Source organism: Streptomyces sp. TG1A-8 (assembly GCF_030499535.1).
Taxonomy (GTDB): domain Bacteria; phylum Actinomycetota; class Actinomycetes; order Streptomycetales; family Streptomycetaceae; genus Streptomyces.
This window is the reverse complement of record NZ_JASTLB010000001.1, coordinates 2,629,390-2,649,556: the sequence shown is the minus strand read 5'-3', so window position 1 is coordinate 2,649,556 and position 20,167 is coordinate 2,629,390. Positions and strand designations below refer to the sequence as shown.

Here is a 20,167-nt window from a genome sequence, read left to right as displayed (position 1 = left end):
GCGGCAGGGTGGGCGGCGGTGCAGGTGGGCGCCGGTTGTCACGGTTCGGAAACGGGCGGGCGCCCCCTGCGGGGCAGGGGGCCGGTGTCCTTCGGCAGCCGCCCCGCGTCCGCCAGCGCCCCGCGGAGCAGGAACCCGATCTGCGCGTCGGCCGACCGCAGTTCGTCCCCGGCCCACCGCGCCAGCGCCTCGTACACCGACGGGTCGAGCCGCAGCGGCACCTGCTTGCGCTGCAGCGGCCGGCGCCCCTGCGGCTCCCGCGACGGATCCGTCACTGGTGGAGCGTCCCCGTGTTGAGCGCCGGCTGCGGTGCCCGGTCCCCGCACGGCACCACCATCAGGTTCGACACCATCGCCGCCTTCCGCTCCTCGTCCAGTTCCACGACGCCCTGTTCCGCGATCCGGGCGAGCGCCGCCTCCACCATGCCGACCGCGCCGTCGACGATCTGCCGCCGCGCGGCGACGACCGCCCCGGCCTGCTGCCGCTGCTGTGCGCGGGGACCTCGCGGACGCGCGGCGCGGGCATCTCGGGAACGTCGGCGGTGGCGGCCGGATCGGCCGGCCCGGCGGGATCGTGTGCGGGCATGGGTGGGTCCCCCGCTCTCGTGGCGTCCATCGTTTTCCTATCCAAGTGATATCGCTTAAACGCGTCGAGCAACCGCGGTCCGGTCCGGAGCGTCGGTTCCCAGGGGCGGGTGCTGATTGTCACGCCCTAAAAGAACGGATCGGACGTCCTTCGTCGTACAGGCGGGTGTTAGCTTTCGAAGCTGACCATCGAAACGGAAGCGGGGCGTAGGAACCCATGGGACGAGCGGACGACAGGCGGGCGCGACAGCGCGCCGGCCACCGCGCGGCGCCCGGGCGCCGCTCCGCATCCGCGGCCGGCGGCAAGCCCGCCAAGGGCTTCCTGCGCCGCCTCTTCACCTGGAAGAAGATCCTCGGCACGTTCTTCGGACTGTGCCTGCTGGGCATCGTCGGCTTCGTCGCGCTGTACACGTCGGTGGACGTCCCGGCCGGCAACGTCGCCGCCCAGCGCCAGAGCAACGTCTACAAGTACAGCGACGGCACGGTCCTGGCCCGCGACGGCGAGGTCAACCGCGAGATCGTGGACCTCTCCAAGGTGCCGAGGAAGGTCCAGCTGACCTTCGTGGCCGCGGAGAACAAGTCCTTCTACAGCGACCCCGGCGTCGACATCCGGGGCACCGCCCGCGCTCTGGCCAACACGCTGGCCGGCAAGGGCAAGCAGGGCGGCTCCACGATCACCCAGCAGTACGTCAAGAACTACTACCTCGACCAGGACCAGACCGTCACCCGCAAGCTGAAGGAACTGGTCATCTCGCTCAAGGTGGAGCGCGAGAAGTCCAAGGACGACATCCTCGCCGGCTACATCAACACCAGCTACTACGGCCGCGGCGCCTACGGCATCCAGGCCGCGGCACAGGCCTACTACCGCGTGGACGCCGAGGACCTCACCGTCGCCCAGGGCGCGTACCTGGCCGCGCTGCTGCAGGCGCCGAGCCAGTACGACTGGGCGGTGGCCACCGACACCGGCAAGCGCCTGGTCAGGGCGCGCTGGAACTACGTCCTGGACAACATGGCCAAGGAGGGCTGGCTGGACCGGGCCAAGCGCCGGGCCATGAAGTTCCCCGTGCCCGAGGAGCCGAAGGGCGCCCCCGGCATGGAGGGCCAGAAGGGCTACCTCGTCGCCCTCGCCAACTCCCAGCTGGCACAGCAGATCATGCGGCAGGACGGCATCTCCGAGTCCGAGGCCGAGGCCAAGGTCGAGCACCAGGGCTGGACCATCACCCTGAACATCGACCGCAGGAAGCAGGCCGCGCTGGAGCGGGCGGTCGCGTCCCAGCTGACCGGCAAGCTCGACCCGGAGAAGCGCAAGGTCGACGCCGACGTCCAGGCCGGCGCCGTGTCCGTGGACCCGAGGACGGGGCGCATCGTCGCCCTGTACGGCGGCCGGGACTACTTCAAGCACTACATCAACAACGCCACCCGCCGCGACTACCAGCCCGCCTCCACCTTCAAGCCGGTCATCCTCGCCGCCGCGCTGGAGCGCAACGCCACCACGCAGGGCGGCAAGCCGATCAACGCCGACACGCTCTACGACGGCACCAGCGGACGCCAGGTGGTGGACCACGGCACCCGGGTCGGCTTCGGCCCGCCCAACGAGGACGAGGTCAGCTACGGCGACATCACCGTCCAGGAGGCCATGAACAAGTCCGTCAACTCCGTCTTCGCGCAGATGGGCGTCGACGTCGGCATGGCCGACGTGATGGCCACCGCGCGGGAGCTCGGCATGGACACCAAGGGCATGGAGGCGGTGCCCGCCCAGACCCTGGGCTCGATGGGCGCGAGCCCCCTGGAGATGGCCGGGATCTACGCCACCTTCGACAACCACGGCCGGAAGGTCACGCCGACCATCCTGAAGTCGGCGGAGAAGAAGGACCGCACGGCCGAGATACCCGACCCGGTGGGCGGCCAGGTCATCGGCCGCACCGCCGCCGACACCGTGACCTCGGTGCTCACCGGCGTGGTCGACGACGGCACGGCCAAGAGGTCCGTGGCCGGCAACCCGCTGCGCAACGGCCAGCAGGTGGCCGGCAAGACCGGCACCTCCGACTACAACAGGTCCGCCTGGTTCACCGGCTACACGCCCGACCTGGTCACCTCCGTGGGCCTGTTCGGCGAGGACCCCAAGACCCACGCCCACGTCTCCCTGACGGGCGCCACCGGGCTCCTCCCGGCCCCCGGCCGCATCAACGGCGGCGGCTACCCCGCGCAGATCTGGGCGACGTACACCTTCGGCGTGACCGGCAGGGCGGTCTTCGACCTCGACACCACCCAGGGCGCGGCCGTCGCGCCGACGGACACCCCGACCTGGTCCCGGAGCCCGTCCCCGACCCCTTCGCAGACGCCGAGCAGCCAGCCGCCGACGTCCGAGGAGCCGTCCGGCACACCCAGCGGCACACCGAGCGGCACCCCCTCGCAGAGCCCCTCCCAGACGCCGTCGCACACCCCGACCACCAGCGCGCCGACGGACGGCGGTACCGAGGAACCGCTCGACCCCGAGGCCCAGGACGACTAGGGGCGGACACGCGCCGAGGGCGCCCGGCGGACACCGGGCGCCCCCTCCCGCGCCGCAGGAGCGCGGCGGAGCGGGGGCTAGCTCCGGTTCAGCTCGAACCAGACCACCTTGCCGGTGCTCAGCCGTGTCGCACCCCAGCGCCGGGCCATCCGGTTGACCAGGTACAGGCCCCGGCCGCCCTCGTCCGTGGCGCGGGCCTGCCGCAGCCGCGGCAGCTGGGGCACGTCGTCGCCGACCTCGCAGCGCAGCACGTCCGTGCGCAGCAGCCGCAGCGTGACCGGACGCGAGGCGTAGCGGACCGCGTTCGTCACGACCTCGCTGACCAGTAGCTCCACCGCGTCCGTCAGCTCCTCCAGGTCCCAGCGGGCCAGCGCCCGCCGGGCCAGCCGCCGGGCCCGGCCGGGGGCCGAGTCCTCCGGCTCCAGCGTCCAGTACGCCACATCGCTCGGCGCGATCCCGTCGAAGCGGGCCGCGAGCAGCGCGATGTCGTCGTCCCGGTCGCCCGGACCGAGCATGTCCAGCACCTCGTCGCACAGCGCTTCCAGCGGCGGCGGGTGGTCGGGGCCGGTCAGCTGCGCGGTCGCGGCCAGCCGCTCCCGCAGCTGCTCTATCCCGGTCCACACGTCCCGCAGCCGGGACTCCACCAGCCCGTCCGTGTACAGCAGCAGCGTCGCGCCGGCCGGTGCCTCCAGCTCCACCGCCTCGAAGTCCACCCCGCCCACGCCGATCGGCGCGCCCGGCGGCACCCGCAGCACCTCGGCCCGTCCGCCCAGGTGCAGCAGCACGGGCGGCGGATGGCCGGCGTTGGCGATCGTGATGCGGTGCGTGACCGGGTCGTAGACGGCGTACAGGCAGGTCGCCATGCGGTCCGTGCCCAGCCGCTGCGCCTGCTCGTCCAGGTGGTGCAGCACCTCCTGCGGGGGCAGGTCGAGATTGGCGAGGGTCTGCGCGGTCGTGCGCAGCTGGCCCATGATCGCCGCCGAGGTCATGGAGTGGCCCATGACGTCGCCGACGACCAGCGCCACCCGGCTGCCCGGCAGCGGGATCGCGTCGTACCAGTCGCCGCCCACCCGCGCGGTCTCCGCGGCCGGCAGGTACCGGGAGGCCAGCCGCACCCCGGTCGGCCGGGGCAGCGTCTCGGGCAGCATGGTGCGCTGCAGCTCGTCGGCGATGTAGGCCTCGCGGCCGTACAGCACCGCCTTGTCGACGCCGAGCGCGCTGTGCGTGGCCAGCTGCGCGGCCACCAGCAGGTCGTCCGCCTCGAACGCCAGGCGCTCCGGGCGGCGCAGGAACAGCGCCGCGCCGATCACCCGGCGCCGGCCGCGCAGCGGCGCGAGGATCGCGTGCCGCCCGCCCGGCACCACCGTCTCACCGCTCTCGCCGAGCAGTTCGGGCAGCGCGGCCCGGGCGCCGGGCGCGTCGGCGAACACCGGCCGCACCCCGCGCAGCACCTCGTTCAGCGCGCCTCCGGGACGCACCTCGCACAGCTCCGTCGTCAGCGACGACAGCCCCGCGAACACGGCCGCCGCGGAGTCCGGGTCCGGGTCCGGCGCGGACGGCAGCAGGAAGCCGTTCTCGGTGTCCCGTTCCTCCGGTATCCGGTCCGTGCGGCGCAGCCGCAGCACCACCGGGCCGGTGGGCCGCTCGTCGCCGACCGGCAGCGGGTCGCGCAGGTAGACCAGGATCGCGTCCGAGAACGTCGGCACCGTGGCCCGGCACAGCCCCATGACGATCTCGTCCAGGTCCAGGCCGCGCGCGATCCGCCGGGTGGCCGCGCCGACGAACCGCAACCGGTCCCCGTCACGCCGCATCGGCATCGGCCGCCCCGGCGGCAGGCCCCGCCCGGTGCGGCGCTCCTGGCCGCCCGACGCACGCTCCTGCTCGGCGCCCGGCTGCGGCGGAACGGCCTCCGGTGCCGGACGCGGCCGGTGCGCGTCGGTCTCGGCGGTGGCGGGCTGGGAATGCTCCGGGCCGTTGACTGGGGGCTCCTTCCCCTTGTTCCCGTTGCCGCAGGGCGTGGCCGTCCCCGGGCCGGCGGGTGTCCCGTCCGTCCCGGCCCGGACGGGTAAGGCCGGGGAGCCGGACACCGCCGGGACACGCAGGAGCGCCCCGCGGGCCTCCGCGGGGTCGACGCCCGGCTGCGGGCGGTCGTACGACGTGGGCTGCTCCGTCACGCGTGTCGCATCCATCCGTCCGGGGCTGCGCGCTCCGCGCGCAGTCGGTCCCGCCGACATGCCGATACCCGCAATACGTGCCCGGGGAACGGGGTTCCCGCGGGGCCGGGGGTCGTGCCCGTACCACCGGCGGACCCCCCGTGGTCCGCGGCGCTGCTGCGCTCGTACCCCTCGCTCACGTCCTGCCGCCCCTCGGTGACGTCTGATCAGGCCCGGCGCGTGCGCCGGGAGTTGTCGCTGTGCGCCCTTGCGGAGGACGATCCTACGTTTCTTGCCCCGGGGCGCATCAAGGGTCTCATGTGGACACGCGCGCGGGCGTACGGTCCCAGTCCTCCGGAAGTGACGGTACCGCCCAGGAGGGGTCGGGGCGCCAGTGCTCCCAGCCGTCCGAGAACGGCGGGCCCCAGGCGCGGACCACCTCCACCGCGGCCCGCCCGGCCGCCCGCACCCGCTCGGCGGTCCCCGCGTCCATCAGGCCGTCCCGCTGGGCCTGGGCGAACTCGTCCTCGTCGCGCCAGTGCCAACTGCGGTCCGGGTGCACGGAGATGTCCAGGAAGTGGTCCTCGGAGTCCACCCCGCCCGCCCACCGGGCCAGCGGCTGCTCCAGGTTCACGTACCAGTTCTTGAACCGCCAGCCCGGCTCCCAGAACAGCCACACCGACCACGGCTCACCGGGCCGGGCCAGCTTCAGCACGCCCGTGCCGAACCACCGGTCCCGCTGCACCGTGCGCGGCTTGGTGTAGCGGGACTCCAGCGGCTCCGCGTGCACCGGCGTGCCGTCGGCCAGCACCGGCCTGACGCACTCGGTACCGGGCGCCAGCCACACCGCGAGGCCCTCCTCGTCGTCCCGCACGACGGTGACGGGCCGCGCGATGTGCACCTGGTCGCCGGCGTTCTCCCGGTACCGCCACAGGATGGGGGTCCCGGGGGTCCAGTACGCCGCAGGGCCCGCCGCCACTCGTCTCACCGTTCCGTCGTCCGCCATGGCCAGATATTAGGTGCCGCGGACGTACGACGCTGCGGCGCGGGCCACGGTTGCGCGACGTGGCCGGAAAGGTTCGCCGGCGGTCACGGACGTGTCATCCGCAGGACGTCCAGCGCCTCGTCCAGCTGCTCCAGGGTGAGGTCGCCGCGCTCCACGTAGCCGCCCTCCAGCACCACCTCGCGGATCGTCCGGCGCTCGGCGAGGGACTTCTTGGCGACCTTCGCGGCCTCCTCGTAGCCGATGTACTTGTTGAGGGGGGTCACCACCGAGGGGGAGGACTCGGCGTACTCGCGGGCCCGTTCGCGGTCGGCGGTGATGCCGTCCACCGTCCGGTCCGCCAGCAGCCGGGAGGCGTTCGCCAGCAGCCGGATCGACTCCAGCACGTTCTTGGCGATGACCGGGAGCATCACGTTCAGCTCGAAGTTGCCGGACGCGCCGGCCAGGGTGATCGTCGTGTCGTTGCCGACGACCTGTGCCGCGACCATCAGCACGGCCTCCGGCACGACCGGGTTGACCTTCCCCGGCATGATCGACGACCCCGGCTGCAGGTCGGGCAGCCGGATCTCGGCGAGCCCGGTGCGCGGGCCCGAGGACATCCAGCGCAGATCGTTGGCGATCTTCGTCAGGCCGACCGCGATGGTCCGCAGCTGCCCGCTGGTCTCCACGATCCCGTCCCGGGCGCCCTGCGCCTCGAAGTGGTCGCGGGCCTCGGTGAACGGCAGCCCCGTGACCCGGGCGACCTCCGCGATCACGGCCGCGGCGAAACCGGGCGGGGTGTTGATCCCGGTGCCCACCGCCGTGCCGCCCAGCGGCAGCTCGGCCAGCCGGGGCAGCGAGGCGCGCAGCCGCTCGACCCCGTGGGCCACCTGCGCCGCGTACCCGCCGAACTCCTGCCCCAGCGTCACCGGCGTCGCGTCCATCAGGTGCGTCCGCCCGGACTTGACGACGTCGGCGAACTCCTCGGACTTGCGCCGCAGCGCGTCCGCGAGGTGCTCCAGCGCCGGGATCAGGTCGTGGGTGACGGCGGCGGTGGCGGCGATGTGGATGGAGGAGGGGAAGACGTCGTTGGACGACTGCGAGGCGTTGACGTGGTCGTTCGGGTGCACGTCCCGGCCGAGCCGCTCGGTCGCGAGCGTGGCGAGGACCTCGTTGGTGTTCATGTTGGACGACGTCCCCGACCCGGTCTGGAACACGTCCACCGGGAAGTGCTCGTCCCAGGTGCCCCCGGCGACCTCGGCGGCCGCCTGCCGGATCGCCTCGGCGACGTCCCCGTCCAGCACCCCCAGCTCGGCGTTGACCTTCGCCGCCGCCGCCTTGATCCGCGCGAGCGCCTCGATGTGCGCCCGCTCGATCCGCTGTCCGGAGACGGGGAAGTTCTCGACGGCCCGCTGGGTCTGCGCCCGCCACTTGGCGTGGGCGGGCACCCGGACCTCGCCCATGGAGTCGTGCTCGATGCGGTATTCGCTCATACCGGGTACAGCGGCCGAAGCGCCGCGGATGTTCCGGGCGCCCGGCCGCCCGGGTGCCCCGGGCGGCCCGCCGTCCGTCAGCCCAGGCCGGGACCGCGCACCGGAATGGTCGTGAAGGTCGGCGCGGGCGCGGGGTCCTGGAAGAAGTCGTTGCCCTTGTCGTCCACCACGACGAACGCCGGGAAGTCCTCCACCTCGATCCTCCAGACCGCCTCCATGCCCAGGTCCTCGTACTCGAGGACCTCGACCTTCTTGATGCAGTCCTGGGCCAGGCGGGCCGCCGGGCCGCCGATGGAGCCGAGGTAGAAGCCGCCGTGCCGGGCGCACGCGTCGGTGACCTGCTTGCTGCGGTTGCCCTTGGCCAGCATCACCTTCGAGCCGCCCGCCGCCTGGAACTGCTCGACGTAGGAGTCCATGCGGCCGGCCGTCGTCGGGCCGAAGGAGCCGGAGGCGTAGCCCTCGGGGGTCTTGGCCGGACCGGCGTAGTACACCGGGTGGTCCTTCAGGTACTGCGGCATCTCCTCGCCGGCGTCCAGCCGTTCCTTGATCTTGGCGTGTGCGATGTCGCGGGCCACGACCAGCGGACCGGTCAGGGACAGCCGGGTCTTGACCGGGTGCTTGCCCAGCTCGGCGAGGATCGCGTCCATCGGCTGGTTGAGGTCGATCCTGACGACGTCCCCCGCGGCGTCGAGCTGCTCGTCCGTGGTGTCCGGCAGGAAGCGCGCCGGGTCGGTCTCCAGCCGCTCCAGGAACACGCCCTCGGCGGTGATCTTGGCGACCGCCTGGCGGTCGGCCGAGCAGGAGACGGCGATGGCGACCGGGCAGGAGGCGCCGTGGCGGGGCAGGCGCACGACCCGCACGTCGTGGCAGAAGTACTTGCCGCCGAACTGCGCGCCGATGCCGATGCGCTGGGTCAGTTCGAAGACCTTCTCCTCCAGCTCCTCGTCCCGGAAGCCGTGGCCGAGCGCGGAGCCCTCGGTCGGCATGTTGTCCAGGTAGTGCGCGGAGGCGTACTTGGCGGTCTTCAGCGCGAACTCGGCGCTCGTGCCGCCGACCACGATGGCCAGGTGGTACGGCGGGCAGGCGGCCGTACCGAGCGAGCGGATCTTCTCCTCCAGGAACCGCATCATGGAGGCCTCGTTCAGGACGGCCTTGGTCTCCTGGAAGAGGAAGGACTTGTTGGCCGAGCCGCCGCCCTTGGCCATGAACAGGAACTTGTAGGCGTCGCCGTCGGTGGCGTACAGCTCGATCTGGGCCGGCAGGTTGGAGCCGGTGTTCCTCTCCTCCCACATGGTGAGCGGAGCCATCTGCGAGTAGCGCAGGTTGAGCCTGGTGTAGGCGTCGTGGATGCCGTGCGACAGGTGCTTCTCGTCCTCGCCGCCGGTGAGGACGTTCTGGCCGCGCTTGCCCATGACGATCGCCGTGCCGGTGTCCTGGCACATCGGCAGCACGCCCGCCGCCGCGATGTTGGCGTTCTTGAGCAGGTCGAGCGCGACGAACTTGTCGTTGCCCGACGCCTCGGGATCGTCGATGATGCGGCGCAGCTGCGCCAGGTGGGCCGGGCGCAGGTAGTGCTGGATGTCGTGGACGGCCTCCTCGGCCAGCTTGCGCAGCGCCTCCGGCTCCACCTTGAGGAACGTCCGCCCGTCCGGTCCCTCGACGGTGGAGACGCCCTCGGACGTCACCAGCCGGTACGGGGTGGTGTCCTCTCCCTGGGGGAGCAGATCGGTGTACGCGAACTCAGGCATCTCAGCCCATTCCTCACTCTGCGGACGGTCGCCCGTCGGCGTCGGCGGGCCTCACCAGCGTAGGACCTCCCGCCGGGGCGGAATCCGTGAGGTGGGGCTCAGTCGCCGGGCCGCGCGCGGACGCGCGACGCGCCCGCCCCGCCCCTGGTCGCGATCTATCGCGTTTCGGTACGCTGCCGTCGTGGACCTTCACAAGCACGCCGAACCCCGGGACACCGCACCGCGCGTGTCCGAGCTGCGCGCCTCGGACGCCGACCGCGACCGCTTCGCCGACATCCTCCGCGAGGCCCTGGCCGAGGGCCGGCTGACCGCCGACGAACACTCCGAACGCGTCGAGGGCGTGCTGCACGCCAGGACGGTCGGCGAGCTGGAGGTCTTCGTCCGGGACCTGCCCGCCGCCCACCGGGGCCCGGCCGCCCCGGCCTGCGCCCCGCTCCCGCCGCACCCCGCGCCCGGGGCGCTCCCGGTGGAGGCCGACGCCAGCGTGGTGGCCGTCTTCAGCAGCGCCACGCGCCGGGGCCGCTGGCGCGCGGGGCGCCGGCTGCACGCGTACGCGGTCTTCGGCAGCGTCGAGATCGACCTCAGCGAGGCGCTGTTCGAGTACCAGCAGGTCGTCGTCAGGGCGGTCTCCGTCTTCGGGGACGTCCAGATCCGCGTTCCGGAGAACGTGTCGCTGCGCGGCGCGGGCGGGGGCGTGCTGGGCAACTTCGACGTGAGCCCGCTGGATTCGGCCGATCCCGACGCGCCCGTGGTCCACGTCGACGGCTGGGCCGTCCTCGGCAACGTCGAGGCCCGGCCCAAGCGCGGCAGGCGCGTGGCGGACATCCTGGAGCGGGTCCAGGACAAGGTCGACAGGAAGCTGCGCAGACACCTGGACCGTTGACGGCCGCGAACGCGCCGGCAACCGGAACGTCGCGGTCCCCGGCGTGGGGGCCCGGGGGCGCGAACCGGCCGCCGCGCTCCCGCCGCCGGGAACGCTGTGCATAGGCACGCGCACAACGGGTAGGCCTTGCTGCGTCGTCTCTCGCTCGCGAAGCCGTCGTCAGGAGTAGACCGTGCCGCAAACGCCGCATTCGTCCCTGCGGGTAGCCGCCGTTCCGGCCCAGCGGGGTCCGGCGCGGGACAGGGACCAAGACGTTCCCTGGCACACCGAGGCGGTGTGCCGGCGCGACGAGGCCGGGTTGTTCTTCGCCCCGTCGAAGGAGCCCACCGCCGCCCGCCTCGCGCGGGAGGAGGCGGCCAAGCGGGTCTGCGCCCGCTGCCCGGTGATGGTCGAGTGCCGCGAACACGCCCTCCTGCAGCCCGAGCCCTACGGCGTCTGGGGCGGCCTGACGGCGGCCGAGCGCCGTGTGGTCCTGGCCAGGCGCCGCAGGCGCGAGGTGGAGCTGAAGAAGACGGCGCGGGCGGCGGCGAACCGCATAGCGGGCTGAGCCGCGGGCGGGCGCCCCCTCCGCACCGGGAGCGCCCGTCCGCCGGCAGTGCTACTTCGCGCGGTCGAAGTCGATCGCGCTGTAGGCCCGCAGCTTGCTCAGCCGGTGCTCGGAGTCGATCCGCCGCACGGTGCCGGACTTGGACCGCATCACGATCGAGTCGGTGGTAGCGGTCTCCGACCGGTACCGCACCCCGCGCAGCAGTTCGCCGTCGGTGATGCCGGTGGCGACGAAGAACACGTTCTCCCCGGTGACCAGGTCCTCGGTGGTCAGTACCCGGTCGAGGTCGTGCCCGGCGTCCACGGCCCGTGCCCGCTCCTCCTCGTCCTTGGGCCACAGCTTGCCCTGGATGGTGCCGCCCAGGCACTTCACCGCGCAGGCCGAGATGATCCCCTCGGGGGTGCCCCCGATGCCGAGCAGCAGGTCGATGCCCGTGCCCTCGCGCAGCGCCAGGATCGAGCCGGCCACGTCGCCGTCCGAGATCAGCTTGATGCGCGCGCCGGTCTCCCGGATCTCCTTGATGACGCCGTCGTGCCGGGGCCGGTCCAGGATGACGACCGTGACGCCCTCGGGCGTGGACCGCTTGGCCTTGGCGACCCGGCGGATGTTCACCGACACGGGCGCGTCGATGTCGACGAAGTCGGCGGCGTCGGGCCCGGTGACCAGCTTGTCCATGTAGAACACGGCGGACGGGTCGAACATGGCGCCGCGCTCGGCGGCGGCGAGGACGGCGATGGCGTTGGGCATGCCCTTGGCCGTCAGGGTGGTGCCGTCGATCGGGTCGACGGCGATGTCCACCTCGGGCCCGGTGCCGTCGCCCACGTGCTCTCCGTTGAAGAGCATCGGCGCCTCGTCCTTCTCGCCCTCGCCGATGACGACCACGCCGTTCATCGACACGGTGGAGACGAGGGTCCGCATGGCGCGCACCGCGGCGCCGTCGGCGCCGTTCTTGTCGCCGCGTCCGACCCAGCGGCCCGCGGCCATCGCCGCGGCTTCGGTCACGCGGACGAGTTCCAGGGCGAGGTTGCGGTCGGGGGCCTCGGAGGGGACGTCCAGTTCGGACGGCAGGTGATGGTGCTCGGTCATCGGTGCGCACCTTTCTGATACGACGACGGCCGGATGAGGGTGTTGCTCCCGACTCTAACGCCAGGCATACAAGATGAGCAGGGGACCCCACGGATGAGCGTGCCGGGCACCTGCGACGATGGAGGGCGTGGCAGGTTCGAAAGGCAAGCAGAAGACGGCCCGGGACATGATCCTCTCCCTGGCCGTGATCGGGATCGCGGCCGCGGTCATGTACTTCTTCATCCCGCACGACGATCACGCTCCCGACATCAAGCGGGTCGACTACCGGATCGAACTGCTCACCGCGCGCCGGGCGGCGAGCTACCCGGTGGCCGCTCCGGAGGGCCTGCCGAAGACCTGGAAGGCGACCTCGGTGCGCTACCAGGGCGAGGACTCCGACCGCTGGCACCTCGGTTTCCGGACGCCCGACGGACAGTACGTGCAGGTCGAGCAGTCCGCCGAGAAGCGGGCCGACTTCATCGACCGGGCCAGCCAGGGCGCCGCGGCCACGAAGCGGACCGAACGGATCGGCGCGCGCACCTGGACCCGCTACACCGGCGGGCGCTACGACGCCCTCGTACTGGAGAACACCCCCGGCTCCACGACCGTGGTGGCGGGCACGGCGACCTTCGCACGGCTCACGGAGATGGCGGCGGCGCTGAGGACCCGGTGAGCGGTGCCGCGCGGGCGGCACGGCCGCGGCGGTAACCCCGGCAAGCGCGACAGCCGCGACGGCCCGCGCCTACTCGCCGCCGCCTCCCGCCCCCTGCGCCCCTTCGTCCTCCTCGGCGAGCGCCGCGTCCAGGCGGGCCCGCGCACCCTCCAGCCAGCGCCGACACACCTTGGCCAGTTCCTCGCCGCGCTCCCACAGCGCCAGGGACTCCTCCAGCGTCGTACCGCCCGCCTCCAGGCGCCGTACGACCTCGATCAGCTCGTCGCGCGCCTGCTCGTACGACAGTGCCTCGTCCACCTTGCCGGTCATTCGCCCACCTTCACTGGGAATTCGCCGTCGGCGACGCGGGCCCGCAGCGCCTCGCCCCGCGCGACCTCTTCGGGATCGCGGACCACGTGCCCGTCCGCCTTCTGCAGCACCGCGTAGCCGCGCTTCAGCGTCGCCGCGGGGGAGAGGGCCACCACGCGCGCGCGGGTGTGCGTCAGCTCGGAGTCGGCGCGGTCCAGGAGGTGGCCGAGCGTGCGCCGGCCACGCTCCAGCAGGGAGGCGACGTGGTCGGCCCGCTCGTCGACCATCCGGTGCGGGTCCTCCATCGAGGGCCGGGCCAGCGCGTGCGCCAGTCCCCGCTGCTCCCGCTCCACCAGCGCGCCCACGCAGCGCCGGGCCCGGTCCCGCAGCATCCGCACCCGCTCGTGCTCCTCGCCCACGTCCGGCACGACCTTCTTCGCCGCGTCGGTCGGAGTGGAGGCGCGCAGGTCGGCGACGTGGTCCAGCAGCGGGTTGTCCGGCTCGTGCCCGATCGCGGAGACGACCGGCGTACGGCACTGCGCCACGGCCCGCACCAGCTGCTCGTCGGAGAACGGCAGCAGGTCCTCCACGCTGCCGCCGCCCCGGGCGACGATGATCACGTCCACCTCCCCGGCCGCGTCCAGCTCCTTGACGGCCTGCACGACCTGCGGGACGGCGTGCACGCCCTGCACGGCGACGTTGCGCACCTCGAAGCGGACGGCCGGCCAGCGGCGCCGGGCGTTCTCCAGCACGTCCCGCTCCGCGGCGGAGGCGCGACCGCACACCAGTCCGATCAGCTGGGGCAGGAAGGGCAGCGGTCTCTTGCGCTCGGGCGCGAACAGCCCCTCGGCCGCCAGCGCCTTCTTCAGCCGCTCCAGCCGGGCCAGCAGCTCGCCGACGCCCACGGGCCGTATCTCCGCGGCCCGCAGCGAGAGCTGCCCCCGCGGCGCGTACCACTCCGGCTTGGCCAGTACGACGACCCGGGCCCCCTCGCCCACGACGTCGGCCACCGCGTCGAACACCTGCCGGTAGCAGGTCACGCTGACGGAGACGTCGTACGACGGGTCCCGCAGCGTCAGGAACACCACCCCGGCCCCGGGCCGCCGCGACAACTGCGTGATCTGCCCCTCGACCCAGACCGCCCCGAGCCGGTCGATCCATCCCCCGATGAGCCGGGAGACCTCCCCGACGGGGAGCGGGGTCTCGGGCGAGGTGTTCACAGCCATGGGGCGAGGGTAGCCGCCACCGCCGACAACACCGCCGACGCGGGCGAGCGTGCCGCCGGGCGCACCGGCCGCTCCGGCGGCCCGTGGCGGTGCGTGATCCCGGCCCACCGGAAGCGGCCTTACGATGAGGCCATGACCGCTTCGTCTGGCCGCCGCGTCCTGCTCGCCGCCCCCCGGGGCTACTGCGCCGGTGTGGACCGCGCCGTGATCGCCGTCGAGAAGGCCCTCGAACAGTACGGGGCCCCGATCTACGTCCGGCACGAGATCGTCCACAACAAGTACGTCGTCCAGACGCTGGAGAAGAAGGGCGCCGTTTTCGTCGAGCGGACGGAGGAGGTGCCGCCGGGCAACATCGTGATGTTCTCGGCGCACGGCGTCGCCCCGGCCGTCCACGAGGAGGCCCGGCGGGGCCGCCTCGCCACCATCGACGCGACCTGCCCCCTGGTCACCAAGGTCCACAAGGAGGCCGTCCGGTACGCCAAGGACGACTACGACATCCTCCTGATCGGGCACGAGGGCCACGAGGAGGTCATCGGCACCTCCGGCGAGGCCCCCGACCACATCCAGCTCGTCGACGGCCCCGAGGACGTCGCCAAGGTGGAGGTCCGCGACCCCTCCAAGGTGGTCTGGCTGTCCCAGACCACCCTGTCCGTGGACGAGACCATGGAGACCGTCGACGCCCTGAAGACGAAGTTCCCGGCCCTCGTGTCCCCGCCCAGCGACGACATCTGCTACGCCACCCAGAACCGCCAGCTCGCGGTGAAGCGGATGGGCGCCGAGGCCGAGCTGGTCATCGTCGTCGGCTCGCGCAACTCCTCCAACTCCAAGCGGCTGGTCGAGGTCGCCAAGCTCGCCGGCGCCCGCGCGGCGTACCTGGTGGACTTCGCGAGCGAGATCGACGAGGCCTGGCTGGAGGGCGTCGGCACGGTCGGCGTGACTTCCGGCGCCTCCGTCCCCGAGGTCCTGGTCGAGGAGGTCCTGGAACGGCTCGCCGGGCACGGCTACGGCGACGTCGAGATCGTCAGGGCGGCCGAGGAGTCCATCACCTTCTCGCTGCCCAAGGAACTCCGCCGCGACCTGCGGGACGAAGCGGCCGCCCTGGTGGCCGAGCGCGGCGGATCCGGCACACCGGCGGCGTGACCGTCCGTCGTCCGTCGTAACGTGGAGCCATGCAGATCTTCGGCGTGGACATCGGCGGATCCGGGATCAAGGGTGCCCCTGTGGACCTGGACGAGGGCGACCTGGCCCAGGAGCGGTGCAAGGTGCTCACCCCGCACCCGGCGACGCCCGACGGCGTGGCCGACGGCGTGAAGCAGGTCGTCGACCACTTCGGCTGGACCGGTCCGGTGGGCCTGACCTTCCCCGGGGTGGTCACCGGCGGCGCCACGGTGCGCACGGCGGCGAACGTGGACAGGAACTGGATCGATACGGACGCGCGCGCCCTGTTCAGCGAGCGGCTGGGTGGCCTGCCGGTGACCGTGGTCAACGACGCGGACGCGGCCGGCGTCGCCGAGATGCGCTTCGGCGCCGGCCGCGACCGCAGCGGCACGGTCGTGCTGCTCACCTTCGGCACCGGCATCGGCAGCGCCCTGTTCGTGGACGGCGTCCTCGTTCCCAACACCGAGCTGGGCCACCTGGAGCTGAACGGCCACGAGGCGGAGAAGCGGGCCTCCAGCAAGGCCAAGGAGGACCACGACCTGAGCTGGGAGCAGTGGGCGCGCCGGGTGCAGAAGTACCTCGCGCACGTCGAGATGCTGTTCTCGCCCGGACTGTTCATCATCGGCGGCGGCGTGAGCCGCAAGGCGGACAAGTTCCTGCACTTCATCGAGGGCGTCAAGGCCGAGATCGTGCCGGCGCAGCTGCAGAACAACGCGGGGATCGTCGGCGCGGCGATGCACGCGGGGGAGGGGCGGGCGCAGGCCTAGCAGGCCTAAAGGCTGTCTCGTAACCCGATGGCAGACGCGACGCCGTGATCGTTGATCATGATGGGATGCAGGTGATCACGGCATCGCGCCCGGGGTGGATCGCATCGTTCACCGGCCTACAGTTTGGCCAGTTCCGCAAGCTCGTGCGCGTCGTGGCCCAGCGCGGCGGGGACGAGGTCACCGACGGCCGCCCCGGCCGGCAGTGGCGACTGGACCCAGCCGACCGCGTGCTACTGGTCGCCGCCTACGGGGCACCAACCTCACGATGCGCCGGATCGGACCGCTGTTCGGCGTCTCGCACTCCGCCGCCCCTCGTGTGATCGACACCCCCGGTCCGCTACTGGCACCGGCCCCGGTCCGGCGCACCGATTCCGATACCGGTGCTGTGCTCAGCGTTCGGCCGTCGGTCGCCGGCGCGACCGGGCCGTCCACCACGTGCACCAGAGCCTGGGAGAGCAGATGCGGGCCGGCGCCGCTGTAACGCCCGCCGAACACCGTGCCCGAGCAGAAGTGTCGCCGTTACCGTTGACCGGTGATTGGCAACCTTGAGACGTTCCAGGACGAGCTGGCCGCCAGCGGGTTTCCGCCGCTGGTCAACAAGCTGGCCGGGGCCGGTTTCCGGGGCCGGATCGCCACCCGCGACCTCGGGCCGCTGCGGCTGGTCTCCCTCGACACGCCAGAGAGCGCCTGCATCGGGCGGGAGCGCGACGCTTCCGACGGCGAGAACCTGGCGGTCAAGGTGATGACCTGGGGCCGGACGCGGATCGAGCAAGGGCGCGGCGACGCCGAACTCGGGCCGACCGACTTGGTGCTGCTCGATCCCACGCGTACGCTCCGGTTCGAGAGCACCGCCGCGGCGCACGTCACTATCCTGGTTCCGCGCCGGGAGCTTCGGATCCGGCCCGCGCAGATCGATCGGCTCATCGGCGTACGCATCGACGGCAGCCACGGCCCGGGCGCTCTCGTCTCCGTGCTGGCCCGGGAGTCGGCGCGGTCGGCGACCGGGTTCCGTGAGACGGAGGCGCTGCGATCGGCGGCGGCCGTCGTCGAGCTGATCGCTGTCGCACTGGAGGCCCGGCTCGGCGACGAACAACCGGCCCCGAACGAGTTGCTGCGGGACCGGATCACCGGCTACATCGAGGCGCGGCTGACCGATCCCGATCTGTCCGCGCCCGGCATCGCCGCCGCCCATCACATCTCAGTACGTCGGCTGCACAAGCTGTTCGAGGACCAGCCGCTCACCGTCGCGGCCCTGATCCGCCGTCGCCGCCTGGAGCGCTGCCGAGCCGAGCTGACCGGAAGCGGACGTACGGTCACCGCCGTGGCCGCCCGGTGGGGATTCTCCGATCCCACCCATTTCAGCAAGCTCTTCAAGGCGACGTACGGCTACAACCCGCGCGCACTGGTAACCAGCAACCGTGCACAGACGACCAAGACGCGCACAGCCGGCCCGGGAAAGGATGGTGGTGACCAAGGCACGCAATAGCAACAGGAGAAGTCGTGGCGAAGGTAAACATCGTCCGCCCCGGTGAGGGCGAGATCCTCGGCAGCAGGGCGCAGCAGATCCGCATCCTGGAGAACGGTGAGCACACCGACCACCGGCTGGGGTTCGCCGAGGTCACCATTCCGCCGGGCACCCCGAGCCCGTTGCAGCATCGCCACGCCCAGCATGACGAGGGCTTCTACGTGCTGGCGGGAACTTTCCGGTTCACCGTCGGCGAGGACCAATACGACGCCGGGCCGGGCACCTGGGTCATCGTGCCGACCGGGGCGCCGCACACGTTCGCCAACGTCGGCGACGAGAACGCGGTCATGCTGAACACCTTCACGCCGGACCTGTATGTGCAGTACTTCCGCGACTTCAAGGCCATGATCGATTCCGGGCAGCCGGTCAACGCCGAGACCATGCAACCGCTCTGGAAGAACTACGCCACCGAGATCTCGAACGAGTACGCCTCGTGAAGCGCCTTCAATACGACCGCTACGGCGGCCCGGAGGTGATGCGGCTCGCTGAGTTCGAGCCACCACGCCCGGGTCCGGACGAGGTTCTCGTCCGCGTCCGGGCGGCGGCTTCCAACGCGCTGGACTGGAAGATGCGCAACGGCGAAATGAAGCTGATGACCGGCCGCTCCTTTCCCCGGGCGATGGGGCACGACTTCGCCGGAGTCGTCGAGGCGGTCGGCGCCGGCGTCACCCGCCTGAAGGCCGGCGACGCGGTACTCGGCCACGCTCGGTTCCGGCAGGCGGGGGCGTTCGCCGAGATGGTGACGGCCCCGGAGAAGGCGGTCGTGCTCAAACCGGTGGACCTTTCGTACGAGCAGGCCGCCGCGCTGCCGACCGTGGGCGTGACCGCCTACCAGGCCACGGCGGAAATCCGGCCCGGGCAGGCGGTCTTCGTCAACGGATGCCTGGGCGGGGTGGGCCGGGCCGCCGTCCAGTTCGCCCGGGCGCGGGGAGCCTCGGTCGCCGGCAGCTGCCGCAACCCTGCGGCCGACGAGGCCCACGAGCTCGGCGTCGAGCCGGTAGTGGGTTTCGGCTTCGACCCGGCCGCCCTCGCGGGACGGTTCGATCTCGTCTTCGACACGCCCGGCATGCTTCCCTTCGCCGCGGCCCGAACGCTGCTGAAGCCCGGCGGAACCATCGTCGACATCGTCCCAACCCCGGCCAAAATGATCAGAAGCGCACTGCCCGGCCCGTTCCGGGCGATGATGGGCCGGCCGGTGACCGCCGACCTGGAGGAGGTGGCCCGGACCCTGCGCCTGCCCATCGCCCGTACGGTCCCGTTGACCGAGGCGATTCCCGCCCTGACGGAGCTGGAGCGCGAGCAGCGCCCGAAGGGCGGCAAACTGGTCATCGTCATGGCCGGAAGCTGAGCCGGGCCGAGCTAAGGGTGTCTCGTGGCTGCTCTTGGTAGTGACCACCGACCGACTCGCGGTCAGCCCGTGAGGGCGAGGTCGTGCAGGTGGGCGGTGCCCCAGGCGGTGTCCGCCAGGGTGCTGGCCGCGCGTCGGTAGTCCCGCAGGATTTTCCAGCACTTCATCCGCGCCGGCGCGTGTTCGACGCGGGCGCTGACCTTGCGGTGGATGGCGTTGAGATCTTCCTGCCAGTCGGTCAGTGTCCCGTCGGCGGGTTTACGGTAGGGCATGATCACGTCGAGGTTGCCCTGGTAGCCGCCGTCAGCCATCACCGGACGCCCGGGCGGTTTCTGGTCGATGCCGCAGGTGCGGTAGACGGTGCGGTCGTTGCGGTTGCCCGGTTGCGGGTCGCCGGTGGCGATGACCAGGCGGGTGTCGGCGTCGATGGCCACCTGCACATTGGCGGAGTAGCGGTAGTTCTTGCCGGGTGCGGCCAGCCGGTGGTCACGAGTGGGGACCAGGGTTCCGTCGACGATGGCGACCTGGTCGATCTTTAGGGTCTGTCGTTCGGATCAGGCCGGACCCCGCGAGCCCGGCGCCGGTACGGGCCGGCTCCGGGCCGGGCGTCACCGGCTCAGGCGCCGCGCCGCCGCCGCACCCACCGCACCCGGCGCACCAGGACGATCGCACCGGTGGCCAGCGTGCCCGCGTACAGCCATCCCGCCTGCGTGGCCAGGCCCGTGAACAGCGCCATCAACCGCCCGAGCAGCCCGCCCCCGGTGTCGGCGACGGGGAACAGGCCCGCGGCGAAGGCGATCGGCACGGCCACCGGTGCGGTCAGCACGTCGCCGTCGCGCACCCACAGCGCGGTCAGCAGGCACACCGGCAGGAACAGCACCCCGTACACCGCCGCGGACGCCCCGAACAGCACGTGGTCCAGCCAACCGAGCAGGACCATCAGCGCCACGCAGAACAGGCTTCCGCCGAGCCCGGTGAGCCGGAGGCCCGGCAGCGGCGGCACCGGCCGGGAGAGCCGCACCGCCCGCGCGGAGCCCCCGGCGCCCGGCGCGGGCCCGCGCTCGGCCGCCGTCCGGCGCCGTGCCTGCGGCGGCAGCGACGCGGGCGGCGTGCCGCGTCGCGGTCCGTGGTGAGAGGGTCGCGTCCTGCGTTGCTCCATCCGACCAACTTAGGTCTGTTTATGTGTTCAATCGGCCCTGGGACACGCCGGGGCGG

18 protein-coding genes and 3 pseudogenes are annotated in these 20,167 nt (G+C 72.4%); 10 read left to right on the top strand and 11 right to left on the bottom strand.

Going from position 1 to position 20,167, the window contains the following annotated elements; translation table 11 throughout:
• Positions 1-38: 38 nt before the first annotated feature.
• Positions 39-275, bottom strand: coding sequence for a hypothetical protein (locus QQY24_RS11170; protein WP_301972520.1), 237 nt, complete (start codon positions 273-275; stop codon positions 39-41).
• Positions 272-487 (bottom strand): annotated as a pseudogene (locus QQY24_RS11165) (SPFH domain-containing protein); the annotation flags it as partial. The pseudogene QQY24_RS11165 and the gene QQY24_RS11170, both read right to left, overlap by 4 nt.
• A gap of 314 nt (positions 488-801) precedes the next feature.
• Between QQY24_RS11165 and QQY24_RS11160 the strand changes: the two are divergent.
• The gene (locus QQY24_RS11160; protein WP_301972519.1) at positions 802-3,096 is read left to right on the top strand and encodes a transglycosylase domain-containing protein; all 2,295 of its coding nucleotides are present in this window, start codon (positions 802-804) and stop codon (positions 3,094-3,096) included.
• A 77-nt stretch (positions 3,097-3,173) separates the two neighbouring features.
• On the opposite strand, the gene QQY24_RS11155 is transcribed toward QQY24_RS11160, so the two are convergent.
• From QQY24_RS11155 to QQY24_RS11140, 4 genes are all read right to left on the bottom strand, one after another.
• On the bottom strand, positions 3,174-5,270 hold the full coding sequence (locus QQY24_RS11155; protein ID WP_301972517.1) for a SpoIIE family protein phosphatase: 2,097 nt from the start codon (positions 5,268-5,270) through the stop codon (positions 3,174-3,176).
• Between the two features lie 295 nt (positions 5,271-5,565).
• Positions 5,566-6,255 (bottom strand): DUF402 domain-containing protein, encoded by a 690-nt coding sequence (locus QQY24_RS11150; protein ID WP_301972516.1) that lies wholly within the window; start codon positions 6,253-6,255, stop codon positions 5,566-5,568.
• Between the two features lie 83 nt (positions 6,256-6,338).
• Positions 6,339-7,724 carry an aspartate ammonia-lyase gene (locus QQY24_RS11145; RefSeq protein ID WP_301972515.1) on the bottom strand — a complete coding sequence of 462 codons (1,386 nt, stop codon included), beginning with the start codon at positions 7,722-7,724 and terminating at the stop codon, positions 6,339-6,341.
• 77 nt (positions 7,725-7,801) lie between these two features.
• Complete coding sequence (locus QQY24_RS11140; RefSeq protein ID WP_301972514.1) at positions 7,802-9,472, bottom strand: fumarate hydratase; 1,671 nt, start codon at positions 9,470-9,472, stop codon at positions 7,802-7,804.
• A gap of 181 nt (positions 9,473-9,653) precedes the next feature.
• Here QQY24_RS11140 and QQY24_RS11135 point away from each other — a divergent pair, with 181 nt between their 5' ends.
• Entirely contained in the window at positions 9,654-10,355 is a 702-nt protein-coding gene (locus QQY24_RS11135) for a DUF1707 domain-containing protein (protein ID WP_301972513.1), read from the top strand.
• A gap of 172 nt (positions 10,356-10,527) precedes the next feature.
• A complete protein-coding gene (locus QQY24_RS11130; RefSeq protein ID WP_301972512.1) occupies positions 10,528-10,902 on the top strand; it encodes a WhiB family transcriptional regulator in 375 nt (124 codons plus the stop codon).
• A gap of 51 nt (positions 10,903-10,953) precedes the next feature.
• On the opposite strand, the gene glpX is transcribed toward QQY24_RS11130, so the two are convergent.
• Positions 10,954-11,988, bottom strand: a complete 1,035-nt coding sequence (gene glpX, locus QQY24_RS11125) for a class II fructose-bisphosphatase (protein WP_301972511.1) — start codon at positions 11,986-11,988, stop codon at positions 10,954-10,956.
• Positions 11,989-12,115: 127 nt separating this feature from the next.
• Here glpX and QQY24_RS11120 point away from each other — a divergent pair, with 127 nt between their 5' ends.
• Complete coding sequence (locus QQY24_RS11120; RefSeq protein WP_301972510.1) at positions 12,116-12,640, top strand: DUF4245 domain-containing protein; 525 nt, start codon at positions 12,116-12,118, stop codon at positions 12,638-12,640.
• Positions 12,641-12,709: 69 nt separating this feature from the next.
• Here the strand turns inward: QQY24_RS11120 and QQY24_RS11115 are convergent, their stop codons facing one another.
• A complete protein-coding gene (locus tag QQY24_RS11115) occupies positions 12,710-12,949 on the bottom strand; it encodes an exodeoxyribonuclease VII small subunit (RefSeq protein ID WP_301972509.1) in 240 nt (79 codons plus the stop codon).
• Positions 12,946-14,154: an exodeoxyribonuclease VII large subunit gene (gene xseA / locus QQY24_RS11110; protein ID WP_301972508.1), complete on the bottom strand. Its 1,209-nt coding sequence runs from the start codon at positions 14,152-14,154 to the stop codon at positions 12,946-12,948. The genes QQY24_RS11115 and xseA overlap by 4 nt, the downstream gene beginning before the upstream one ends.
• 132 nt (positions 14,155-14,286) lie before the next feature.
• On the opposite strand from xseA, the gene QQY24_RS11105 reads away from it, so the two are divergent.
• From QQY24_RS11105 to QQY24_RS11080, 6 genes and pseudogenes are all read left to right on the top strand, one after another.
• The gene (locus QQY24_RS11105; protein ID WP_301972507.1) at positions 14,287-15,294 is read left to right on the top strand and encodes a 4-hydroxy-3-methylbut-2-enyl diphosphate reductase; all 1,008 of its coding nucleotides are present in this window, start codon (positions 14,287-14,289) and stop codon (positions 15,292-15,294) included.
• 29 nt (positions 15,295-15,323) lie between these two features.
• Complete coding sequence (ppgK, locus tag QQY24_RS11100; RefSeq protein WP_301972506.1) at positions 15,324-16,079, top strand: polyphosphate--glucose phosphotransferase; 756 nt, start codon at positions 15,324-15,326, stop codon at positions 16,077-16,079.
• Between the two features lie 65 nt (positions 16,080-16,144).
• Positions 16,145-16,443 (top strand): annotated as a pseudogene (locus QQY24_RS11095) (transposase family protein); the annotation flags it as partial.
• 168 nt (positions 16,444-16,611) lie between these two features.
• Positions 16,612-17,565 (top strand): helix-turn-helix domain-containing protein, encoded by a 954-nt coding sequence (locus tag QQY24_RS11090; protein ID WP_301972505.1) that lies wholly within the window; start codon positions 16,612-16,614, stop codon positions 17,563-17,565.
• A 14-nt stretch (positions 17,566-17,579) separates the two neighbouring features.
• Positions 17,580-18,041, top strand: a complete 462-nt coding sequence (locus QQY24_RS11085) for a cupin domain-containing protein (RefSeq protein WP_301972504.1) — start codon at positions 17,580-17,582, stop codon at positions 18,039-18,041.
• The gene (locus QQY24_RS11080; RefSeq protein ID WP_301972503.1) at positions 18,038-18,952 is read left to right on the top strand and encodes an NADP-dependent oxidoreductase; all 915 of its coding nucleotides are present in this window, start codon (positions 18,038-18,040) and stop codon (positions 18,950-18,952) included. Before QQY24_RS11085 ends, QQY24_RS11080 begins: the two co-directional genes overlap by 4 nt.
• Before the next feature lie 62 nt (positions 18,953-19,014).
• On the opposite strand, the pseudogene QQY24_RS11075 reads toward QQY24_RS11080, so the two are convergent.
• Both QQY24_RS11075 and QQY24_RS11070 read right to left on the bottom strand, forming a co-directional pair.
• Positions 19,015-19,488: pseudogene (locus QQY24_RS11075) on the bottom strand (transposase family protein); the annotation flags it as partial.
• Positions 19,489-19,568: 80 nt separating this feature from the next.
• A complete protein-coding gene (locus QQY24_RS11070; RefSeq protein ID WP_301972502.1) occupies positions 19,569-20,111 on the bottom strand; it encodes a DUF6542 domain-containing protein in 543 nt (180 codons plus the stop codon).
• Positions 20,112-20,167 lie beyond the last annotated feature (56 nt).

Coding starts and splice junctions, on each gene's coding strand:
- QQY24_RS11160 (WP_301972519.1), top strand. CDS start 802: ATGGGACGAGCGGACGACAGGCGGGCGCGACAGCGCGCCGGCCACCGC.
- QQY24_RS11150 (WP_301972516.1), bottom strand. CDS start 6,255: ATGGCGGACGACGGAACGGTGAGACGAGTGGCGGCGGGCCCTGCGGCG.
- QQY24_RS11145 (WP_301972515.1), bottom strand. CDS start 7,724: ATGAGCGAATACCGCATCGAGCACGACTCCATGGGCGAGGTCCGGGTG.
- QQY24_RS11140 (WP_301972514.1), bottom strand. CDS start 9,472: ATGCCTGAGTTCGCGTACACCGATCTGCTCCCCCAGGGAGAGGACACC.
- glpX (WP_301972511.1), bottom strand. CDS start 11,988: ATGACCGAGCACCATCACCTGCCGTCCGAACTGGACGTCCCCTCCGAG.
- QQY24_RS11115 (WP_301972509.1), bottom strand. CDS start 12,949: ATGACCGGCAAGGTGGACGAGGCACTGTCGTACGAGCAGGCGCGCGAC.
- xseA (WP_301972508.1), bottom strand. CDS start 14,154: ATGGCTGTGAACACCTCGCCCGAGACCCCGCTCCCCGTCGGGGAGGTC.
- QQY24_RS11105 (WP_301972507.1), top strand. CDS start 14,287: ATGACCGCTTCGTCTGGCCGCCGCGTCCTGCTCGCCGCCCCCCGGGGC.
- ppgK (WP_301972506.1), top strand. CDS start 15,324: ATGCAGATCTTCGGCGTGGACATCGGCGGATCCGGGATCAAGGGTGCC.
- QQY24_RS11070 (WP_301972502.1), bottom strand. CDS start 20,111: ATGGAGCAACGCAGGACGCGACCCTCTCACCACGGACCGCGACGCGGC.